Source organism: Rathayibacter sp. VKM Ac-2760 (assembly GCF_009834185.1).
Classification (GTDB): Bacteria; Actinomycetota; Actinomycetes; order Actinomycetales; family Microbacteriaceae; genus Rathayibacter.
This window is the reverse complement of the sequence record NZ_CP047173.1, coordinates 427,951-448,929: the sequence shown is the minus strand read 5'-3', so window position 1 is coordinate 448,929 and position 20,979 is coordinate 427,951. Positions and strand designations below refer to the sequence as shown.

Genomic DNA, 20,979 nt, shown 5'->3' with positions numbered 1-20,979 from the left:
CGGGGCGGCCGTCGGAACGCGGCCTAGTCTGAGAGCGTGAACGTCCGCGAGCTGCTCACCCACCCGGAGCTGCAGCTCACCCTCGTCAGCGGTGACGACGTGCAGCTCTCCCGCGCCGTCTCGGGCACCTACACGATCGACCTCCCCGATCCCGGCCGCTTCCTCTCCCCGGGCGACGTGGTGCTGACGAGCGCACTCTGGACCTCGGGCCGGGAGAGCGTCGAGCGCTTCGTCGGCGGCGTCGCCGACCGCGGCGTCGTCGCGATCGTCGTCGGCCTGATCGCGGTCGGCTCGCTGCCGGCCGGCATGCTCGAGGTCTGCCGCCGCCACGGCGTCGTGCTGATGACGGTCGCTCCGGACGTGTCGTTCAAGACGATCGCGCAGACGGTCGCCGGAGTGATCGCCCACGCCGATCTGCCGACCCTCGGCCGCGAGGCGCGCTTCGCCCGCCGCCTGCTGGCCGACCCGGCCCCGGGCGACCCGGCCTCGGGCGAGGGCGTGCAGGTCGCGCTCCGCGCCTTCTTCGAGGAGTTCGCGCACGGCAGCTGGGCCGTCGACCGGGCCGGCACGCTCGTCGCCTCCGCCGGCGGGCTGCCCGCCCCCGCCGAGTACGGAGCCGCCTGGGAGGCGTCGCTCGCCGTGCCCGACGGCCGCTGGGCGGTCACCGGCCACGGCCGCTCCCTCTCCCGCCGCGCCCTCTTCTCGGCCGCGGGCGAGCGGCTCGGCGTGCTCGTCGTCACCGGCGATCAGCGCGGCTGGTCGGAGGAGACGGCCGACGCGGTCGAGCTGCTCGCGGGCGCGGTCGCGGGGCGCCTCGACCTGGCCCGTCGGCGCGAGCTCGCCGCGACGGAGCCGCTGCTCGGCCTGCTCCGCGCGCTCCTGCACGACGAGCTGCCCGAGTCCGAGATCGCCGTGCGGCTGCGGATGCTCGGAGTCGGGCTCGGCGAGCCGCTGCGGGTGGTCGTCGCCCGCTCCGACGACCCGGCGCTGCCGCCCGAGGCGCTCCTGGAGCCGCTGCGCGCGGCCTCCGATCGCGCGCCGGCGCTCGGCACGGTGCTCGACGGCGCCGCCGTGCTGCTGCTCGGCGAGGCCGACAGCCCGCCCGGTCCCGTGCTGCGCGCGGCGCTGGAAGCGGCACCGTGGCTGCTGCACGGCCGGCGGGTCGTGATCGGGATCGGCGACGCCTCGAGCCTCGTCTCGCAGCTGGGCGTCTCGCTCCTCGCCGCCCGCGAGCGCGCGGGGCGCGGGAGCCGGGGCGAGGCGGTCTCGGTCGTCGAGCACACCGTGCCGGTCTCAAGCGACGACCTGCTCGAGCTGGTCGCGCCCCGCACGCGCGCGGCGTTCGCGCTCGCCGTCCTCGGGCCGCTCGTGCAGTACGACGAGGAGCACCGCAGCGACATGGTCGAGACGCTCCGCGTGTTCCTCGAGAGCGGCGGATCCTGGCGGCAGGCCGCCGACCGGCTGCACCTGCACGCGAGCACCCTCCGCTACCGGGTGCAGCGGATCGAGGCGCTGACCGGACGCGACCTCTCCGCGATGACCGACCGCGTCGACCTGCACCTGGCGCTGCGGCACCTCCCGGCACCGCGGTCCTGAGCCTCGGCGGCGAGCTCCACAACGACACGGATCCCGCCATGTCGACGCCTTCGCGTCATCCTCGCGCCTGAGCGCCCGACTGCCTGATCTGTGCCACAAACATGCGGCGGCGACTCGCCCGGTGCGATGGTCTCGGAGTTCCCACCCTTCGACTGCCAGGAGTACCTCCATGTCCCATCGCCGCCCTCGATCCTCGACCCGGCGCCGTCCCACCGGTGCACCGCTCACCGTCGCCGCGGGCGTCGTGCTGACCGCCGGACTGCTCGGCTCGATGCCGCTCGTCGCCCACGCCGACGAGACCGCACCGACCGTCGCGCAGGCCGACCGCGGCGCCACTCCGGCTGCTCCGGCCGTCGCCGCGGCAGAGAAGGCCGCTCCGGTCGCCGTCGCGGCCGGGAAGGCTGCTTCGGTCGCGCAGGCGGCTCCGGCCGAGAAGACCGCCGCGGCTCCGGCGCCCGCCCAGACGCAGGCCGCGCCGAGCGCGCCCGTCGCCGCGAGCGGCAAGCTGAGCCAGAAGACCCGCGGCGAGTTCGTGCTCAAGGCCGGTGAGCAGGCGAAGGCCGGCACGCAGGTGAAGTGGACCACCACGCTCACCAACATCGGCACCGCCCCACTCCACGAGGTCCAGGTCGCGGAGTCGGCCGAACGCACCACCCTCGCTGTGGGTGAGAGCAAGGACCTCGTCTTCTTCACCACACTGCAGGACAAGGACGTCGCCAACGGCTACACCGAGGCTGACAGCGCCGCCGCCGGCCAGAACCTCGACGGCTCCTTCTCCGCGATCCGCGTCGAAGCCAGGCTGGATCTTCCGGCCGCGTCGCCGAAGCCCACCCCGGCCCCCTCGCAGCCGGCCACCCCGACCGCTCCGGCCACCCCGGTCGCCTCCGCCGCGCCGAGCGCGCCCATCGCCGCGAGCGGAAAGCTGAGCCAGAAGACCCGCGGCGAGTTCGTGCTCGAGGCCGGTGAGCAGGTGAAGGTCGGCACGCAGGTGAAGTGGACCACCACGCTCACCAACACCGGCACCGCCGCACTCCACGACGTCCAGGTCGCAAGCTCGAACGATGATCCCACCACCCTCGCTGTGGGCGAGAGCAAGGACTTCACCTTCTCCACCACCGTGTACAAGAAGACCGTCGCCAACGGCTACTCCGAGGTGGACAACGACGCCATCGGACTGAACCCCGACGGCTCTCGCGTCCAGGCCCGCGTCGAAGCCAGGCTGGATCTTCCGGCCGCGTCGCCGAAGCCCACCCCGGCCCCCTCGCAGCCGGCCACGCCGACCGCGACGCCCACCCCGGCCGCGACGCCCGCCCCGGCCGCGGAGCAACCGGCGCTGAAGGGCTCGACCCACGGCGAGTTCGTCGTCGAGCCCGGCGCGCGCGTGAAGGTCGGCACGACGATCAAGTGGACCACCACCGTCACCAACACCGGTGACGTCGCACTCCACGACGTCCACGTCACGGACTCGAAGGACCGCGTCACTCTCGCCGTCGGCGAGAGCAAGGCCATCACCTTCTTCACCACCGTTCAGCCGAAGAACGTCGTCGACGGCTACACCTTCAACGACTTCACCGCGACGGGCAGCGGCCCGGCGGGCTCCGTCGCCTCCGTCCACACGAAGGGCCAGCTCAGCCTCCCCACACGAGCCGTGGAGACGCGCGTCGCCATCGACAACACCGGCGAGTTCGTCGTCGAGCCGGGCGAGCAGGTGAAGGCCGGCACCAGGGTCAAATGGACCATCACGGTCACCAACAAGTCCGGTATCGATCTTCACAACGTCTCCGCCGCCGTCGACGGCGGTCCCCGGAGCGAGACGCTCGCCGTCCTGGCCAAGGGCGAGATTAAGCAGATCCATCTCGAGACCGTCGTGACGGAGCGCGACCTCGAGGACGGCCTGGCCCGCGTCGCCGCCGACGTGCAGGGGGAGGCCGGCGACGGCACCTTCACTGCCGTCGCCAACGGCAAGCTCCTGCTCCAGACGGAGACTCCGCGCCTGGAGGGGAGCATGACCGGCAGGTTCGACCTCCAGCCGGAACGGCCCGTCACCGTCGGCACCAAGGTCATCTGGTCGGTCACGGTGAAGAACACCGGCGACGTCTTCTTCGACGGCTTCAACGGCATCAAGCAGAAGACCATCGCCGTGGGCGAGACGCAGGTCTACGAGGTGACCGACACCGTGACGGAGGCGGATCTGGCCGCCGGCGTGGTCAGCCGACAGACCGTGGCCTGGGGGGCCCGCCCGAACCGCCCCCTGTACAACTCCGTCCCGATCCTCGGCGTCCTCCGGATCCCCGCCGCCACCGGCGGCGACAGCGCCGGGACGCCGACGGACCCGGGCGCGACCGCGGGAACCACGCCGACGCCCACGCCGTCGAACGGCGCCACCACCGGCGACGCGACGGCCCCCGCTGACCCGATCGTCGTCGGACAGCCCGCCGGCACCGGCCCCCGATCCACCGCGACCAAGGGCTCCCCCTCGACGGCCGACTCGGCCGTCAAGGGCAGCACCGCCTCGAACGGGGCCACCGCATCGAAGGGCCTCGCCGCAGAGACCCCGCGCACGACGGACTCGTCCGCGGCGCACCTCGCCCACACCGGCGTCGACACCGCGTCCGCGCTGCCCGCCGCCGGAATCCTCGGACTCCTCGGCGCGCTCGGCCTGTTCCTCGGCGGCCGCCGCCGACGGAACAGCACCGCCGACTGACCGACCGGTCGGAACGATCCGAGAAACGGTGCGGCACCTGTCACAGGCAGGTGCCGCACCGTTTCTCGTCACCGGTCCGCACTGATTCCCCGGCGGCGTGGCCCCGCCGCAGCGAGACCGGCCTTGGTCTGCGCCTCAGCCCGCGTAGGCGTCGATCCGGGCGAGCAGCTCCGCCTTGACCGGCTCGGCCGCCCAGGAGCCGAGCACGGAGTTGCGGGCGAGCTGCACGAGCTCGTCGCGCGAGAAGCCGGCGGCCGCGAGCGCCGCGTAGTTGTCGGCGATGTAGCCGCCGAAGTAGGCCGGGTCGTCGGAGTTGACCGTCACCCGCACTCCGCGCTCCAGCAGCGCGCGCATCTCGGGCGCCTTCGAGTCGCTCGAGACGAACGAGTTCGACAGCGGGCAGCAGGTCAGCGCGAGCCCGCGGTCCACCAGCACGTCGATCAGCTCGGGCGCCTCGACGATGTTCGTGCCGTGATCGATCCGGTCGACACCGATCTCCTCGAGCACCTGGCGCAGGTGCTCGACGCCGTTGGGCTGGTCGACGTCGCAGTGCATCGTCAGCCGCAGCCCCGCCTCGCGGGCCCGCGCGAAAACCTCGCGGAACTTCGCCGGCGGGTTGCCGCGCTCGTCCGAATCCAGGCCCACGCCGATCAGGCGGTCGGCGAACGGCAGCGCCCGCTCGAGCGTCTCCGCCGCACTCTCGGCCGACAGGTCGCGGAGGAAGCAGAGGATCAGCGCGGCATCGACGCCCAGCTCGGCGGCGTCCTGCGCGGCGCGGTGGTAGCCGCCGATCACGGCCTCGAACGGCACCCCGCGCGAGGTGTGCGCCTGCGGATCGAAGAACGCCTCCACCCGCACCACCCCGTCGGCGGCGGCCCGGCGGAAGTACGCCGTCGCGAGGTCGTAGAAGTCCTGCTCCTCGAGCAGCACGTCCATCGCCGGGTAGTAGACGGCGAGGAACGAGGCGAGCGAGTCGAAGTCGTACGCGAGCGCCTCGGGCGCGGGCAGGCCGTTGCGCTCGGCGAGCCGCGTGCGCAGCTCGGGCTCGAGCGTCCCCTCCAGGTGCACGTGCAGCTCGACCTTGGGCAGTCCGAGGAGGAAGGAGTCGGAGGTCACGGGGAGCCTTTCGTCGCGGAGGGGTCGGCGGGGTCAGCGGGTCGGCGGGGTCAGCAGGTCGGCGGGGTCAGCAGGTCGGCGGGGTCGGGAGGTCAGCGGTGCGTCGCGATGAAGTCCATCGCCACGAGCGGGCCCGGCAGCGCCGCGCCGAGCACGGTGCGGGCCGGCGGATCGACGGGGAACCGCTCCGAGTAGACCGCGGAGGCGGCGGCGAAGTCGCGCTCGAAGTCGCTGAGGATCATCGTGATCCGCACCACGTCGCCGAGGCCGAGGCCGAACTCCGTCGCGAGCAGCCGCTCGATGTTGTCGAGGGCCGCGGCGGTCTGCGCGGCGACGCCCTCCGGCACCGTGCCCTCGGGCACCGGTCCGTCGCCGGGCGCGAACGGCCCGATCGCCGAGCCGTAGACGACGCCGTGCGCCTCGACGGCGTGGCTGTACGCGCCACGGGGCGCGCCGAGCGCCTCCGCGGTCACGAAGCGGCGGGTCGCGGTCGCGGTCATCGCGGCAGCTCCCCCGAGACGACGCGGCCGCGCGAGACGACGGCGACGATGTTCTCGGCGCGCAGGTCGTCGATGCTCTCCCACGGCCGGCCCCGCAGCACGACGAAGTCCGCGCCGAAGCCGGGCGCGAGGCGGCCGACCTTCTCGCCGAGTCCGACGACGGCCGCGGCGTCCGAGGTCGCCGCGACGAGGGCCCGCTCGGAGCTCCAGCCGAACGACTCGCGCATCCGCCGCACCTCGTCGAGCTGCTCGCCCCAGTCGACGTAGACGCCGTTCGCGTCGGTACCGAGCACGAAGCGGACCCCGGCCTCGCCCGCCGCGAGGAACCCGGCGTCGCGCACGGCGACGACGTCCTGCGCCTTGAGCGACGCCTCCGGCGAGGACGGCGCCCGGCCGGCCGCGATGACGTCGTTGATGAAGAGGGTCGGCGCGACGGGCAGGTTGCGCTCGACGAGCGTCGCCCAGTGCTGCGGGCCGATCGCGGTGCCGTGCTCGATCGAGTCGACGCCGAGGGCGAGGGCTCGGTCGAGGCCGACGACGGAGTGGGTGTGCGCCGCGACCGGCATGCCGAGCGCGTGCGCCTCGTCGATGGTGGCGGCGATCTCCTCGTCGGTCTGGTTCCGCCAGCCGACCTTGTCACCCATCGAGAGCACGCCGCCGCTGGTGTAGATCTTGATGCCGTCCGCGCCGGCCCGCGCCCAGGTGCGCACCAGGCGGCGGCACTCGTCGGGGCTGTCGGCGACGCGGTCGCGGTGCGGGTAGTGCGGCGGCACGAAGAGGTCGCCGTGGCCGGCGGTCATGCCGACGGCGCCGTGGGTGACGATCCGCGGACCCTCGGCGATGCCCTGCTCGAACATCCGCGCCACGGTCATCTGCAGCTCGTCGGCGCCGAGGTCGCGGAGCGTCGTCACGCCCGCGCGGGCCGCCTTGCGGGCGTTGTTCGCGATGTGGAAGACGCGCTCCTCACGCGGGGTGACCAGCGGCCAGGAGGCGAAGTCGGCCGTGCCCTCGCCGGAGTAGGCGCCAAGGTGCACGTGGGTGTCGACGAGGCCGGGGATGATCGAGAACTCTCCCCCGTCGCCCGCGGCTCCCTCGACGGAGGCGATCGCGTCGCCGCTCCAGGCCAGGGTCGCCGTGCCGAGGGCGCGGGTGCCGTCCCAGACGGCGCCGGTGATGCTCGTGGTGGTGCTCATCCTCATCCTCAGTTCTGTCCGCCGAAGCGGACGGCCGCCAGTCGCTCGCCGATCGCGACGACCGCGTAGGCGACGACTCCCAGCGCCGTGATCACCGCGAGCGACGCCCACAGCTCGTCGTAGCGGAACCCGGCGGAGGCGCGCTGCACCGCTCCGCCCAGCCCTCGGCCCGTGGCCAGCCACTCGGCCAGCATCGCGCCGCTCAGCGCGGAGGGGACCGCGACCTTGGCGGCCGCGAAGATCGCCGGCACCGCGGTCGGCAGCGCCACCTTGAGCAGCACGTCCAGCGGCGAGCCGCCGTAGACCGAGACCAGCTCGAACGACTCGCGCGAGAGCGAGCGGAGGCCGAAGCCGACCGTGACCAGCGCCGGGAAGAAGACCGCGATCGCGCCGACGGTGGCGACGGCGCCGATCCCGTTGCCGATGGCCAGGGTGACCAGCGGGGTCACGACGATCAGCGGCATCGACTTCAGCAGCATCGCGATCGGCATGATCGTCGCCTCGAGCGAGCGGATCAGCACGAACAGCACCGCGATCACCAGGGCGACCAGCAGGCCCGCGACGTAGCCGACGAGCGCGTCGACGGCCGTCACGCCGAGGTTGCCGAAGACGATCGCGCGGTTCTCCGCGGCGTCCGCCTCGACGAAGAGGTACTCCGCGACATCGGTCGGCGTCTTGCCGAGCAGCGGCGAGATGCCGGTGATCGCGAGGAACGCGTACCAGAAGGCGAGCGCGAGGACCGCGGCGACGGCGAGCGGCACGAGCTCGCCGCGGACGATGCGGAGCACCAGGCGGCCGGTGAGGTCGCTCGGTCGGCGGTCGGCGCGCGAGGAGGACGGCAGGCGGGTGGCGGTGCTCATACGATCCCTCCCGTGCTGCGCGCGACGGCGGCGCGGGTGCGTCGGCGGGCGGCGCGCGGCCGGCCCACGACGAGCGGCATCAGCCAGCGGCCGAGCAGGGCGATCAGCGCGTAGCCGAGGATCGTGACGAGGCCGCTGGTGACCGCGAAGGCCCAGGCCCGCTCGACGTCCATCTGCCGCTGCGCGACCGCGAGCGCGACGCCGAGGCCGGTGGTCACTCCGCCGAGGTACTCGCCCAGCACGGCGCCGAGGATGGCCGCCGGCACTCCGACCTGCAGCGCGGTGATCGTCGCGGGCACGGCCGCGATGGCCTGCACCTTGACGATCTTCGCCCAGCGCCCGCCGCGGTAGGCCGAGACGAGGTCGAGCGCGCTGCGCGGGGCCGAGCGGACGCCGAGCAGCGCGCCGATCAGGGTGGTGAAGAAGACGAGCAGCGCCGCGAGGAAGATCGAGGTGGTGCGGCCGCCGAAGATCACCAGGATCACCGGGCCGACCGCGGTCAGCGGCAGGCAGTGGCTGATCACGCCGATCTGCTCGATCACGCGGTGGGTCCACGGGAGCAGCAGCGCGACGGCGGCCAGCGCCAGCGCCGCCAGGTTGCCCCAGAGGTAGCCCTGGCCGGCAGCGAGCACGGTGTCGCCGACGTTGCGGAGGTAGAAGAGCGGCCCGTCGCGGACGAACGCGGCGATGATCGCGCCGGGGCTCGGCACGGCGCGGCTCTCGCGGTAGACGGTGTCGGCGAGGATCCACCAGACCGCCACGAAGACGGCGAGGCCGGCGAAGACGCGCCAGTTGGTGCGGATCCAGGGCGTCACGCCTCGTCCTCCATCGCGACGCCGTGCTGCGAGAACAGGATGTCGGTGATGCGGTCCTCGATCGCGTGGAACTCGGGGCTGCGCAGCATCTCGACGGTCCGCGGGCGCGGCAGGTCGATCTCGATCACCTCGACGATCCGGCCGGGCCGAGGCGACATCACGGCGACGGTGTCCGAGAGCAGGATCGCCTCGGCGATGCCGTGCGTGACCATCAGCGTGGTCGCGGGGCGCGCGGTCCAGATCCGCTGCAGCTCCAGATTGAGGCGCTGCCGGGTCATGTCGTCGAGCGCGCCGAACGGCTCGTCGAGCAGCAGCAGATCGGGCTGCACGACCAGCGCGCGGGCGATCGAGGCGCGCTGGCGCATGCCGCCGGAGAGCTGCGAGGGGTAGGCGTCCTCGAAGCCGGTCAGCCCGACGAGGTCGAGCAGGTCCGGGATGCTGTCGCGCTTGGCGGCCTGGCGGGTGAGCTCGAGCGGCAGGCGCACGTTCGAGCGGACCGAGCGCCAGGGCAGCAGCGCCGAGTCCTGGAAGGCGATGCCGAGCTCGGCCGAGCGCCTGGTGCCGAGCACGGGCGTGCCGTGGATCGAGACGGAGCCGGTGGTCGGCTTCTCCAGCCCGGCCAGCATCCGCAGGATCGTCGACTTGCCGCAGCCGGAGGGGCCGAGCAGCGAGAGGAAGGAGCCGCGCGGAGTGACGAGGTCGACCTCGGCGAGGGCCTGCACCGAGCGGCTGCCCAGGTCGAAGCGCTTGCTCAGGCCCGACAGGCGGATGCCCTCGTCCTCGATGGTGGTCGTCTTCTCGCTCAACTGCTCGTCCTCTCCGCGCGGTCCGTGGTCGTGGCTGCCGGGCTCACCCGTGGGCTCAGCCCTCGAGCAGCTCCGGGTGCTCCTCGTAGACCTCGTCGATCAGCGTGGTGTCGAAGAGCTCGTCGGCGTCGAGCTCGATGCCGGTGAGGGCGAGCGAGGCGACCGACTCCTCCTGCAGCTGCGGCGTGATGGTGAGCAGGCCGTTCGCGTCGGTGTCGGGGGTGCTGATCAGGCCGGTCTGGGTGACCATGACCTGCGCCTGCTCCTCGACCTTGTAGTTCTGGTCGGCGGCGTAGTCGGCGACGACGGTCGCGGCGGTCGCGTCCGGGTCGGCGACGGCGTCCTGCCAGCCGCGGGCGACCGCGTAGAGCAGCGCCTTGACCTTCTCGCGCTCGTCGTCGATGCTCTGCTGCGCCACGACGATGGTCTCGCCGACCATCGGCAGACCGGTGTCGGCGAGCAGGAACTGCTGCGCCGAGAAGCCGCGCTGGTTGAGGGTGTTCGCGCCGGCGGTCGCGTAGCCGATGTAGCCGTCCACCTGGCCGGTGGTGAGCAGGGTGGAGTCGGTGAGCGGGACGCGGGTGACGTCGCCCTCGTCGATCTCGTTGGCGGCGAGGAAGGCGCGCCAGACCAGGTCGTTGCTGTCGCTGACGCCGATGGTCTTGCCGACCATGTCCTCGGGGGTCTCGATCGGGGCGTCGGTCAGCGAGACGATCGCGAACGGGTTCTTCTGGTAGGTCGCGCCGACGATCTTCATCTCGGCGCCCTCCGAGATCGCGGGGCCGGTGATCAGCGGCGAGGAGACACCGGCGAAGGCGGAGCCGCTCGCGATGGCGGTCTCGGCGCCGGTCGCGCCGGTGCCGCCGGGGGTGAGCGTGACGGAGTCGAAGCCGGCGTCGGTGAAGTAGCCGTTCGCGTCGGCGAGGTACTCCCCCGCGAACTCGACGTGAGGCACCCAGGAGAGCTGCATCGTGGCCTCGCCGAACGAGCCCTCGTCGCCGGACGCGGAGGCGTCGGACGTGCCCGAGCAGGCGGCGAGGGTCGTGCTGGCGACGACGGCGACGGCGAGCGCGCCGAGCACGGAGCGGAGGCGGGACCGGGACGGGGCGGTGCGGGGCATGCGGGCTCCAAGAGTGGTCGGGGGCGGGGCGTGGGGCGGGCCGCGGGTGGGGCGGGCCGGGGGGAAGGCGCGCCCGGGGGAAGGCGCTGACCCAGTCGACCGCAGTCGGCGGCTCCGGCGCGTCGTCGCACGGAGGATTTCCGCGGCGCGGGGGCGCCGACTCCCCGATGCACGGACAAACCGTGTTGCGGTCAGGTTTCCAGCCTCGCATCCCGGATGACGCCTCCACGCGGAGTGGAGTCTTCGACGCCGTTCACCGGCGGCTCCTCCACCTTTTGCGGAGGCTCCTCGGAAGGGAAGCCGCCCTATATCTCATGCTGATCGAGTAGCCCGCGAAGCGGGCGTATCGAGATCCACCAGCTCTAGACGAGCAGCTTGCAGACCACCGCGCTGACGACGCCGGGTCTCGATACGCCCCTGCGGGGCTACTCGACCAGCAGGGGTGCGCACAACATCAGCTGAGAGCAGGGTCCCTCCCCTGACAGCGGAGGCCACCCCTTCTCAGCTGATGTTCTGCAGCGCCCGAGCGCTCCCCACCGTTCGAGCGCCTCTCTGCTGATCGAGCAAGCCGCGCAGGGCGTATCACCCTCGCTGAGACCAGCGACCGCCGACCAGTCCTGCTGGCCACGGCGGGTCTCGGTACGCCCCTGCGGGGCTACTCGACCAGCATGAGGCGGCAGCCCGGTCATGCCGATCGTGTAGAGGGCAGCCCGTTTCATGCTGATCGAGTAGCCCGCGAAGCGGGCATATCGAGATCCACCGGCGCCGGACGTGGAGCCCTCAAGCGGCCGCGACGCGGCGCAGTTCTGCCAGCACGGTGCGCACCGCCGCTCGCGCCAGCGCGTCCGGGCGGGCGAGGACGTCCACATGACGGACGAGTCCGGCGCCCTCGAGCGGGCGGAGCACCATGCCGTCGACCGCGAGCGGGGCCGCCGTGATCCGCGGCAGGATCGCGATCGCGGCGCCCGAGCGGACGACCTGCGCGGCGACCGAGAACTCGTTGATCCGGTGCGCGACCCGCGGGGCACGGCCGATCAGCGCACCGAGGTGCTCGAGCACGCCCGTCAGCGGGAAGCCCTCGTGCGTGGACACCCACAGCTCGTCGGCGAGCTGCTCGGGGCGGATGCCCGGGAGCCCGGCGAGCGGATGGCCGGCCGGCAGCGCGATGTCGAGCGGCTCGACGAGGAGCGGGGTGACGACGAGCCGGCCGCGCGGCCACTCCGGATCCTGCGGCAGGCGGTGCGCGACGACGAGATCGTGGTCGGCGGTGAGCCCGGGGAAGCGGCTCTGCGCCACGTCCGCGTCGGCGAGCGCCACCCGCGGCCCGCCGGCGAGCGCGGCGAGCAGCGGTCCGAAGAAGGCGAGACCGGCACTGTGGAACGCCGACACCCGGACCGCGCGGTCGTCGTGCCGGAGGAACGCGCCCACGGTCTCCTCCGCCGCGGCGAGCGCCTGCTGCACCCGCACGCCCGCGACCGCGAGCGCCTCGCCGGCCTCGGTGAGCACGAGCCGCCGCCCCTCCTTCACGGTCAGCGGCACCGGGACGCCGGCCTGCAGCGCGGCGAGCTGCTGCGAGACCGCGGAGGCGCTGACGCCGAGGGCCGTGGCGACGGCGGCGACGCTCCCGCGATCGCCGAGCTCGCGGAGCAGGCGGAGGCGGGCGGGGTCCATGCGGCCGAGCCTAACCGTGAAGCATCCGCTTCATCATCGATAAAGGAACAGCCGATTGCTCTTCCGCTTCCCGGCCGCGACGCTGTCCCCATGCCCCTCCGCACCCGTCCCGACCTCGCCGTCGACCTGCTCCTGCTCGGCGTCGCCGCCGTCTGGGGCGCGAGCTTCGTCGCCGCGAAGGACGTGGCCGCCGACATCGGCGTGCCCTCGACCGTCGCGCTGCGCTTCCTCACCGCCGCCGCCGCACTCGCCCTGCTCTGCCTCGTGCGCCGCGAGCGCCTCCCGCGCGGTCGCGGGCTCGCCGTCGCCGCCCTGCTCGGCGCCTCGCAGGCCGCGATCATCGGGCTCGAGACCTGGGGCGTGCACCTCACCTCAGCCACGAACGCGGGCCTGCTGATCAGCCTCGCCCTGGTGCTGACGCCCGCGCTGGAGGGCCTCGCCTCGCGCTCCTGGCTGCCGCGCTCCTTCTTCGTCACCGCGGTGGCGGCCGTGGTCGGGGTCGCCCTGCTCGTCTCGGACGGCGGTCTGCGCACCCCGACCTGGGGCGACGCCCTCGTGCTCGCGGCGGCCGTGGTGCGCGCCGTGCACGTGACCGCCAGCGCCCGGCTGGTCCGCGGGCGCACGGAGGGCTCGCTCGGCGTGGTCCTGGTGCAGCTGCTCGTCTGCGCCGCCGTCTTCTCGCTGCTCGCCGGGCCGGGCCTGCCCGCCGCCGCCCTGGCGCTCGACGCCGACGGCTGGGCCGGCGTCCTCTTCCTCGGGCTGCTCTGCTCGGTCTTCGCGTTCGTGGTGCAGCTCTGGGCGGTCCGGCGCACCTCGGCGGCGCGCGCCAGCATCCTGATGGGCACGGAGCCGGTCTGGGCGCTGCTCATCGGGGTCGTCGTCGCGGGTGAGGCGATCGGCACGCTCGGGGCGGTCGGCGCCGCGCTGATCGTCGCCGCGGGCTACGCGGGCCAGGCGATCGAGCGCCGGCACCGGCTCGGCGCGGGCACGCCCGCCGACCGGTCGGCCGAGCCGGTCAGTGCGCCACGAGCTCCTGCAGCCCCGTGACCCGGAGCAGGTCGAGCCGCGTCTGATCCGTCGACCCGGGCGTGGCCGTGTAGATCACGATCCGGAGGTCGCCGCCCGGCACGGCGAGCACGTCGCAGTCGATCGTGATCGGCCCGACCGGCGTCGAGGTGACGGTCTTGCGGCTCGAACGGTGCTCGGCGACGCGGGCGACCGCCCAGCGGCGCTCGAAGTCGGGCGAGGTCGTGCGCAGCCGCGCCACCAGATGGGCGAGCGCCGCATCGTCCGGGTAGCGACCCACGGCCGCGCGCAGATCAGCCGCCAGGTCGTTCGCGAAGTCCTCCGCGTGCTCGTCGTCGAACTCGGTGCCCTCGTGCCCCTGCGTGAAGTAGCGCCAGACCAGGTTGCGGTCCAGGCCCGTGTGCCGCGAGGGGTCGCCGTTCAGGGCCGCCCAGAGCGGGTTCCAGAGCAGGATGTCGTGGGCCGCGCTGAAGACGGCGAGCGGCACGTCGCCGCAGCGGTCGACGATCCGCTGCACCCCGGGCGTGATGTGCTGCGGCACCTGCGTCGCGGTCGGCGGGGCGACCCCGGCGACGCGGTAGAGGTGGTCGCGCTCCGCCTCCGTCACCCGCAGCGCGCAGGCCAGCGCGCCGAGCAGCTGCGCCGACGGATGCACGGCCCGGCCCTGCTCCAACCGCACGATGTAGTCGACGCTGACGCCGGCCAGCGCGGCGAGCTCCTCGCGGCGCAGACCCGCGGTCCGGCGGCTCGGCCCGGCGGGCAGGCCGACCTCGGCGGGCGTCACGCGCTCGCGCCAGGAGCGGAGGACGTCCGCGAATTCGCTCATGCCCCCATGATCCCCCGGGGCGGCCGCCCGGTCCTGGTACTGCTGGTCCTCCCGTCGACCGGGGCCTGGGCGGGCGGCGCACCCGGGCCGAGCATGGAGCCATGACAACGACACTGATCACCGGGGCCAACAAGAGCCTCGGCCTCGAGACCGCCCGCCGCCTGATCGAGGCCGGCCACACCGTCCACGCCGGGATGCGCGACCCCGCGAAGGGCGACGCCGCCCGGGCGCTCGGCGCGCAGGTCGTGCAGCTCGACGTGACGGACCAGGCGAGCGTCGACGCGGCCCTCGCCTCCCTCCCCGCCCTCGACGTCCTGGTCAACAACGCCGGGATCCTCGGCACCTCCTTCGGCGTCGACGACCTGTCGGCGGAGGCGATGGCGAGCGTCCTCGAGACGAACGTCGTCGGCATCGTCCGGGTCACCCAGGCCGCGCTGCCGCTGCTGCGCCGCTCGGCCGCGCCCGTGATCGTGAACGTCTCCTCCGGCGTCGGCTGGCCGCGCGCGCTGGTCACCCCCGGCCGCGACGAGTTCGGCGTGCCCGCGATCCCCTACGCCGCCTCGAAGGCCGCGGTGATCACCCTGACCGTGCAGTACGCGAAGAACCTGCCGGAGTTCCGGATCAACGCGAGCGACCCCGGCTACACCGCGACCGACTTCAACGGCCACGGCGGCCACCAGACCGTCACCGAGGGCACCGACGCGACCGTCGCGCTCGCCCTGCTCGGCCCCGTCGGGCCGACCGGCGAGTTCCACGACCGGCACGGACGCATCGAGTACTGAGCGCCGCCGGGGCTCGCAGCACGGGCTCGCCCGTCAATTCGTTGGACGTGGCAACAAACCGGCGGCGAGCCCGGCAGAATGGGGACATGACGCAACGGAGCAACTGGGCGGGCACCTACGAGTACCGCGCCGCCGACATCCTCGAGCCGGAGTCGATCGACGAGGTGCAGACCCTCGTCCGCGGGAGCGAGCGGGTCCGCGCGCTCGGCACCCGCCACTCCTTCAACGCCCTCCCCGACACCCCGGGGACGCTGCTGCACCTCGGCCGCATCGCCTCCGATCCGGTGATCGACGCCGAGGCGAGCACGGTCACGGTCGGCGGCGCCACCCGCTACGGCATCGTCGCCTCGCACCTGCACAGCAACGGCTACGCCCTGCACAACATGGGCTCGCTGCCGCACATCTCGGTGGCCGGCGCGATCTCGACCGGCACGCACGGCTCGGGCGACCGCAACGCCAACCTCTCCTCCGCCGTCTCGGCGCTCGAGCTGGTCACGGCCGACGGGTCGCTGCGCACGATCCGCCGCGGCGAGCCCGGCTTCGAGGGCGTCGTCGTCGGCCTCGGCGCCTTCGGCATCGTCACCCGGGTGACCCTCGACATCCAGCCGACCTTCGACGTCCGGCAGGACGCCTTCGTCGACCTGCCCTGGGACCGCGTGCTCGACGACTTCGACGCGATCACCTCCTCCGCCTACAGCGTCAGCCTGATGACGCACTGGTCGAGCCCCACCGTCGAGCAGCTCTGGCTGAAGACCAAGGTCGAGCAGTGCTCGGTCGCCGACGTCGACGCGACGCACCTCGGCGCCGTCGCCGCCTCGGCCTCGCTGTTCGCCGTCTCGGAGGGCGTCGACTCGAACCTCAACCCGTTCGGCGGCTCCGTCGGACCGTGGTCGGAGCGGCTGCCGCACTTCCGCCTCGACCGCGAGCCGAGCGCCGGCGACGAGATCCAGAGCGAGTACATGGTGCCGCGCGAGAACATCCGCGAGGCCCTCGTCGCCCTGCGCGCGATCGGCGAGCGGATCGACGAGGTCCTGCTGATCACCGAGCTGCGCACCATGGCCGGCGACGACCAGTGGCTCTCCCCCGCGTCCGGTCGCGACAGCGTCGGCATCCACTTCACCTTCAAGAAGGACCGCGCCGGCGTCGACGCCGTGCTGCCCGCCGTCGAGGGCGCGCTGCTCCCGCTCGGCGCCCGCCCGCACTGGGGCAAGCACTTCCTCGCGACCGCCGCCGACATCGCCCCGCTCTACCCGCACCTCGACGAGTGGCGCACCCTCCGCTCCGCCTGGGACCCCGAGGCCCGCTTCGCGAGCCCCTTCGTCCAGGACCGCCTCCTCGGCTGACCCGCCCCTCTTCCCGCGAGATGCCACTTGTGCACGCGACACGCCGTGAAAGGCGTGCACAAGTGGCATCTCGCGGAGGGGGACGACGCGGGTAGCGTCGGAGGGACGAGAGGGAGGCAGCATGCCCGCCAAGGAGGAGATCCCGTCGACGATCGAGCGGTCGGACGAGCACGCGCAGGCGCTGTGGTCGGCCGCGCACGACTCGGCCGTCGACAGCTACGGCGAGGGTGAGCGCGCGCACCGCACTGCCTTCGCCGCGCTGAAGCACGAGTACGAGAAGGTCGGCGACCACTGGGAGCGCAAGGCCGAGAGCGGCCCCTCCGACGACCGCGCCGCCGAACGCGGCCCGGACGGCCCCGGCGACACGGCCGGCGGAGTCGACGCGAACGCCACGAAGGCGCACCTGCTCGACCTCGCCAAGCGCCTCGACGTCCGCGGCCGCTCCCGCATGACCAAGGCCGAGCTCGTCGACGCCCTCCAGCGCGCCAACGCCCGCGAGACCCGCCGCGCCCGCGCCTGACCCGCACTTCCCCGGCCCGGTCCGCCGCCGGCCGCTCGCCGCCCGCCATCCCCACTCGCCATCAAAAAGTTGCGGTAGTCGCGCTCGACTACCGCAACTTTTGAGTTCTGGGGGGCGGGGGGCGCCGGGCGAGCGGCCGGGCGGGCACCCCGGGCCGCCCGCCGCGTTCCTGAGAAGTCAACGAGGAGACGCCGATCCGGCGCGCACCTAGCGTCGAGGGCGACCCTCCCCGTCCCGACCCTGGAGCGCCATGACCCGCCTCGCCCCGCCCGCTCGCCCCGTGACCGCCGATGCGGAGACCCGCGCATGAGGGTCACCGACACCAGCGACCTGTGGTGGCGCTCCGCCGTCTACTACAACCTCGACGTCAAGACCTTCATGGACTGGGACGACGATGGGGTCGGCGACCTCGAGGGACTCGCGCACCGGATCGACTACCTCGCCGAGCTCGGCGTCAGCTGCCTCTGGCTCGCGCCGTTCTACACGTCGCCCGGCCGGGACAACGGCTACGACATCAGCGACTTCTTCGGGGTCGACGAGCGCTACGGCCACCACGGCGACGTCGTCGAGGTGATCCGCACCGCGCACGACCGCGGGATGCGCGTCATCGTCGACCTGGTCGTCAACCACACCAGCGACCAGCACCCGTGGTTCCAGGCGGCGCGCTCCTCCCCCGACAGCCCGTACCGCGACTACTACGTCTGGCGCGACGAGCCGCCGGCGGACGAGCCGGCCAACGTCTTCCCGGACGCGGAGGACGGCGTCTGGTTCCACGACGAGCAGGCCGGCCAGTACTACCTGCACAACTTCTACCGGCACCAGCCCGACCTCAACACCGACAATCCCGCGGTCCGCGACGAGATCGCCAAGCTCGTCGGCTTCTGGCTGCAGCTCGGGGTCGACGGCTTCCGCGTCGACGCGGTGCCGTTCCTGATCGAGCCGGGCGCGCCCGACGAGCACGAGTGGCTGCGGCTGCTGCGCCGCTTCGTCACCCGCCGCTCGGGCGAGGCGATGATGCTCGGCGAGGTCGACGTCACCCGCGAGGAGCAGCTCGCCTTCTTCGGCGGCGAGGACGCGGACGAGCTGTCGATGCAGTTCGACTTCATCGGCAACCAGTACCTCTACCTCGCCCTCGCCCGGGAGGACGCGACGCCGCTCGCCGAGGCGATCGCGAGCAGGCCGGCGATCTCGACCGGCAGCCAGTGGGCCAACTTCGCCCGCAACCACGACGAGCTGAATCTCTCGCAGCTGAGCGACGGCGAGCGCGAGGAGGTCTTCGCCGCATTCGCCCCGGAGGAGGCGCAGCGGATCCACGGGCGCGGCATCGTCCGCCGCCTCCCGCCGATGCTCGACGGCGACCCGCGGCGCCTCCGCATGGTCTACAGCCTGCTGTTCTCGCTGCCGGGCGCGCCGGTGCTCTACTACGGCGAGGAGATCGGGATGGGCGAGAACGCCGACATCCCGGACCGCAGCGGCGTCCGCACGCCGATGCAGTGGACCTCCGCCGCGAACGCCGGCTTCTCGCGAGCCGACGCCGGCGATCTGATCGCCGCCGTCACCGAGGGCGGCTTCGGGCCGGAGCACGTCAACGCCGCCGACCAGCTCAAGGACCCGGACTCGCTCCTCGCGCACCTCAAGGGCCTCGCCTGGCTGTACCGCCGCTCGCCCGAGATCGGCTGGGGCGAGTACACCCACCTGCCGTCCGATCAGTCCTGCGTCTTCGCGCACCGGATGTCCGCGTCGACCGGCACGACCGTCGCCGTGCACAACTTCGCCTCCAGCCCGCGGACCGTCGCGCTGACCCTGCCCGGCTCGGCGCCCGGATCGCGGCTGGTCGACTCGCTCGGCGGCGAGTCGCAGCCGATCGGGGACGACGGCGCGGTGAGCATCGGCATCGACGGCTACGGCGCCCGCTGGTTCCGCGTGGTGACGGACGAGTCGCGCCGCCTGGTCTGAGCGCGGGCCGCCGCCGCCCGGCCTTGACGGCGGGTGGCGGCGGCCGTAGCGTCTAGGCGAAACGTTTCGTCTCACGATCCCGAGGAGTGGCATGGACGCCGCCGTCACCGCCGCCGACACCGCCGCCGACACCCGCACCGCCGCCCCGCCCGCGTTCCGCACGCTCGCGAGCGGCCGCCGCATCCCCGCGATCGGCGCCGGCACCTTCGGCTCCGACCGCTACGACGCGGAGACCGTCGGCCTGGCCGTCGAGCAGTCGTTGCGCGCCGGCTTCCGCCTGCTCGACTGCGCCACCGTCTACGGCAACGAGCCACGCGTCGGCCGGGCCATCGCCGCCTCCGGAGTCCCCCGGGACGAGCTCTTCGTGATGTCGAAGATCTGGAACGACGCGCACGAGCCCGAGGCGGCCGTCGCCTCCGTCGAGCGCTCGCTCGCCGACCTCGGCCTCGACGTGCTCGACGCCGTCTTCGTGCACTGGCCCTTCCCCAACCACCACCCGCCGCACGCCGAGACCGACGCCCGCGACCCCGAGGCCCGCCCCTACGAGCACGCCGCGTTCCTGCGCACCTGGGCGGCGCTCGAGTCGCTCGTCGACCGCGGCCTGGTCAGCCACCTCGGCACCTCCAACGTCACGATCCCGAAGCTCGAGCGGATCCTCGCCGATGTCCGCATCGCGCCCGCACTCAACGAGATGGAGCTGCACCCCTGCTTCCAGCAGCCGGAGCTGTTCCGCTACTGCCTCGACCACGACATCCAGCCGATCGGCTACTCGCCCCTGGGCTCACCGTCGCGCCCCGAGCGCGACCGGGTCGAGGGCGACCTCGTCGACATCGAGCACCCCGCTGTGCAGGCCGTCGCCCGCGCGCGCGGCGTGCACCCCGTCGTCGTCTGCCTCGCCTGGGCCGTCAACCGCGGGCAGATCCCGATCCCGTTCGCGGTGAAGCCGGAGCAGATCGAGGCCAACCTCGCCGCCGCCTCCCTCGCCCTGACCGCCGCCGAGCAGGAGTCGCTGCGCGGCGCCGAGCGCAACAACCGGCTGATCAAGGGCCAGGTCTTCCTCTGGCCGGGCAGCACCGACTGGCTCGACCTCTGGGACGCCGACGGCACCGTCCCCGGCTGGGACAGCTACGGCTCGCCCGCGCTCTGAGATGGCGACGTACAAGGATCTGCAGCGCCTGACCGGCCTGTCGCTCTCGACGATCTCGAAGCACTACAACGGCCTGCCCGTGCGGCCCGAGAACGCGGCGGCGATCGAGGCGGCGGCCGAGCGGCTCGGCTTCCGGGTCAACGGCTTCGCCCGCGGGCTGCGCTCGCGCCGGTCCCGCACGGTCGGCGTGCTGCTGCCCGCGCTCGACAACGAGTTCCACCTCTCGATCATCGCCGGGCTCGAGCGGGCGCTGCGCGGCGAGGGCATCGGCGTGCTCGTCGGCGTCAGCCTGCCCGAGCCGGGCGCAGCCGTGCGGCTGCTGCTCGAGAAGATGGTCGACGGGATCGTCGCGGTGCCGACCGCGGGCGACGTCGCCGCCCTCCGCGACGCCTCCGAGCAGGGCACACCCGTGGTCACCCTCGACTGGGTCGACGACGCGCTCGTGACGGACCGCGTCGTGCTCGACAACCGCGCGGCCGGAGCCTCCGCCGCCCGCCTCCTCGCCGACCACGGCCACCGCGCCGTCGCGGTGCTCGGCGGCGACCCCTCCGTCTCGACCACCCGCGACCGCACCGCCGGCTTCGCCGACGAGCTCGCCGCCCGCGGGCTGGCCGCGCCCGCGGTCGAGCACGGGCCGCTGACCGTCGAGAGCGGCGTCGCGGCGATGGAGCGGATCCTCGCCCGCGCCGAGCGGCCGACCGCCGTCTTCGCGAGCAACCGCGAGCTGACGGTGGGCGCGCTGACCGCGCTCGGCGACTCCGGCCTGCGCATCCCGGCCGATCTCTCGCTCGTCGGCTTCGACACGGTCGAGCTCGCGCGCGTCGTGCGGCCGCGGCTCACCATCGTGGCGCAGCCCACCGAGGAGATCGCCGCCGAGGCCGCCGCCCTGATCCGCCGCCGCCTCGACGGAGCCGCCGAGCCGCCCGAGACCCGCATCCTGCCGAGCCGGCTGCTCGCCGGCGCCTCCGTCCACCACCTCCACCCCTAGGAGCACCACC

General features: G+C 73.4%; 18 protein-coding genes. 9 read left to right on the top strand and 9 right to left on the bottom strand.

What is annotated here, in order from left to right; all coding sequences use genetic code 11:
- Window positions 1–36 precede the first annotated feature (36 nt).
- Window positions 37–1,596 carry a helix-turn-helix domain-containing protein gene (locus GSU72_RS01980; RefSeq protein ID WP_159983277.1) on the top strand — a complete coding sequence of 520 codons (1,560 nt, stop codon included), beginning with the start codon at window positions 37–39 and terminating at the stop codon, window positions 1,594–1,596.
- A 169-nt stretch (window positions 1,597–1,765) separates the two neighbouring features.
- Complete coding sequence (locus tag GSU72_RS01975) at window positions 1,766–4,300, top strand: LPXTG cell wall anchor domain-containing protein (protein ID WP_159983275.1); 2,535 nt, start codon at window positions 1,766–1,768, stop codon at window positions 4,298–4,300.
- Between the two features lie 135 nt (window positions 4,301–4,435).
- On the opposite strand, the gene add is transcribed toward GSU72_RS01975, so the two are convergent.
- The 8 genes from add to GSU72_RS01935 all read right to left on the bottom strand — a co-directional run bounded on the left by add (window position 4,436) and on the right by GSU72_RS01935 (window position 12,381).
- Window positions 4,436–5,416 carry an adenosine deaminase gene (gene add, locus GSU72_RS01970; RefSeq protein ID WP_159983273.1) on the bottom strand — a complete coding sequence of 327 codons (981 nt, stop codon included), beginning with the start codon at window positions 5,414–5,416 and terminating at the stop codon, window positions 4,436–4,438.
- 92 nt (window positions 5,417–5,508) lie between these two features.
- Window positions 5,509–5,916, bottom strand: coding sequence for a RidA family protein (locus GSU72_RS01965; protein WP_159983271.1), 408 nt, complete (start codon window positions 5,914–5,916; stop codon window positions 5,509–5,511).
- On the bottom strand, window positions 5,913–7,109 hold the full coding sequence (locus tag GSU72_RS01960; RefSeq protein ID WP_159983269.1) for an amidohydrolase family protein: 1,197 nt from the start codon (window positions 7,107–7,109) through the stop codon (window positions 5,913–5,915). The genes GSU72_RS01965 and GSU72_RS01960 overlap by 4 nt, the downstream gene beginning before the upstream one ends.
- A gap of 8 nt (window positions 7,110–7,117) precedes the next feature.
- Complete coding sequence (locus tag GSU72_RS01955) at window positions 7,118–7,969, bottom strand: ABC transporter permease subunit (protein ID WP_159983267.1); 852 nt, start codon at window positions 7,967–7,969, stop codon at window positions 7,118–7,120.
- Window positions 7,966–8,784: an ABC transporter permease subunit gene (locus GSU72_RS01950; RefSeq protein WP_208545129.1), complete on the bottom strand. Its 819-nt coding sequence runs from the start codon at window positions 8,782–8,784 to the stop codon at window positions 7,966–7,968. Before GSU72_RS01950 ends, GSU72_RS01955 begins: the two co-directional genes overlap by 4 nt.
- On the bottom strand, window positions 8,781–9,590 hold the full coding sequence (locus GSU72_RS01945) for an ABC transporter ATP-binding protein (RefSeq protein WP_159983265.1): 810 nt from the start codon (window positions 9,588–9,590) through the stop codon (window positions 8,781–8,783). Before GSU72_RS01945 ends, GSU72_RS01950 begins: the two co-directional genes overlap by 4 nt.
- Before the next feature lie 55 nt (window positions 9,591–9,645).
- On the bottom strand, window positions 9,646–10,710 hold the full coding sequence (locus GSU72_RS01940) for an ABC transporter substrate-binding protein (protein ID WP_159983263.1): 1,065 nt from the start codon (window positions 10,708–10,710) through the stop codon (window positions 9,646–9,648).
- 780 nt (window positions 10,711–11,490) lie between these two features.
- Entirely contained in the window at window positions 11,491–12,381 is an 891-nt protein-coding gene (locus GSU72_RS01935) for a LysR family transcriptional regulator (protein WP_159983261.1), read from the bottom strand.
- Window positions 12,382–12,471: 90 nt separating this feature from the next.
- Between GSU72_RS01935 and GSU72_RS01930 the strand changes: the two genes are divergently transcribed.
- Complete coding sequence (locus tag GSU72_RS01930) at window positions 12,472–13,428, top strand: DMT family transporter (RefSeq protein WP_159983259.1); 957 nt, start codon at window positions 12,472–12,474, stop codon at window positions 13,426–13,428.
- Here the strand turns inward: GSU72_RS01930 and GSU72_RS01925 are convergent.
- Entirely contained in the window at window positions 13,397–14,233 is an 837-nt protein-coding gene (locus GSU72_RS01925; protein ID WP_159983257.1) for a helix-turn-helix transcriptional regulator, read from the bottom strand. The genes GSU72_RS01930 and GSU72_RS01925 overlap by 32 nt on opposite strands.
- A 101-nt stretch (window positions 14,234–14,334) precedes the next feature.
- Here GSU72_RS01925 and GSU72_RS01920 point away from each other — a divergent pair, with 101 nt between their 5' ends.
- The 6 genes from GSU72_RS01920 to GSU72_RS01895 all read left to right on the top strand — a co-directional run bounded on the left by GSU72_RS01920 (window position 14,335) and on the right by GSU72_RS01895 (window position 20,969).
- On the top strand, window positions 14,335–15,015 hold the full coding sequence (locus tag GSU72_RS01920; RefSeq protein ID WP_159983255.1) for an SDR family NAD(P)-dependent oxidoreductase: 681 nt from the start codon (window positions 14,335–14,337) through the stop codon (window positions 15,013–15,015).
- 86 nt (window positions 15,016–15,101) lie between these two features.
- Entirely contained in the window at window positions 15,102–16,358 is a 1,257-nt protein-coding gene (locus GSU72_RS01915) for a D-arabinono-1,4-lactone oxidase (protein ID WP_159983253.1), read from the top strand.
- Between the two features lie 121 nt (window positions 16,359–16,479).
- Window positions 16,480–16,878 carry a ChaB family protein gene (locus GSU72_RS01910; protein ID WP_159983251.1) on the top strand — a complete coding sequence of 133 codons (399 nt, stop codon included), beginning with the start codon at window positions 16,480–16,482 and terminating at the stop codon, window positions 16,876–16,878.
- Window positions 16,879–17,184: 306 nt separating this feature from the next.
- Window positions 17,185–18,834: an alpha-amylase family protein gene (locus GSU72_RS01905; protein ID WP_159983249.1), complete on the top strand. Its 1,650-nt coding sequence runs from the start codon at window positions 17,185–17,187 to the stop codon at window positions 18,832–18,834.
- Between the two features lie 91 nt (window positions 18,835–18,925).
- On the top strand, window positions 18,926–19,981 hold the full coding sequence (locus GSU72_RS01900) for an aldo/keto reductase (RefSeq protein ID WP_159983247.1): 1,056 nt from the start codon (window positions 18,926–18,928) through the stop codon (window positions 19,979–19,981).
- 1 nt (window position 19,982) lies between these two features.
- Window positions 19,983–20,969: a LacI family DNA-binding transcriptional regulator gene (locus tag GSU72_RS01895; RefSeq protein ID WP_159983245.1), complete on the top strand. Its 987-nt coding sequence runs from the start codon at window positions 19,983–19,985 to the stop codon at window positions 20,967–20,969.
- The last annotated feature ends 10 nt before the right edge of the window (window positions 20,970–20,979 follow it).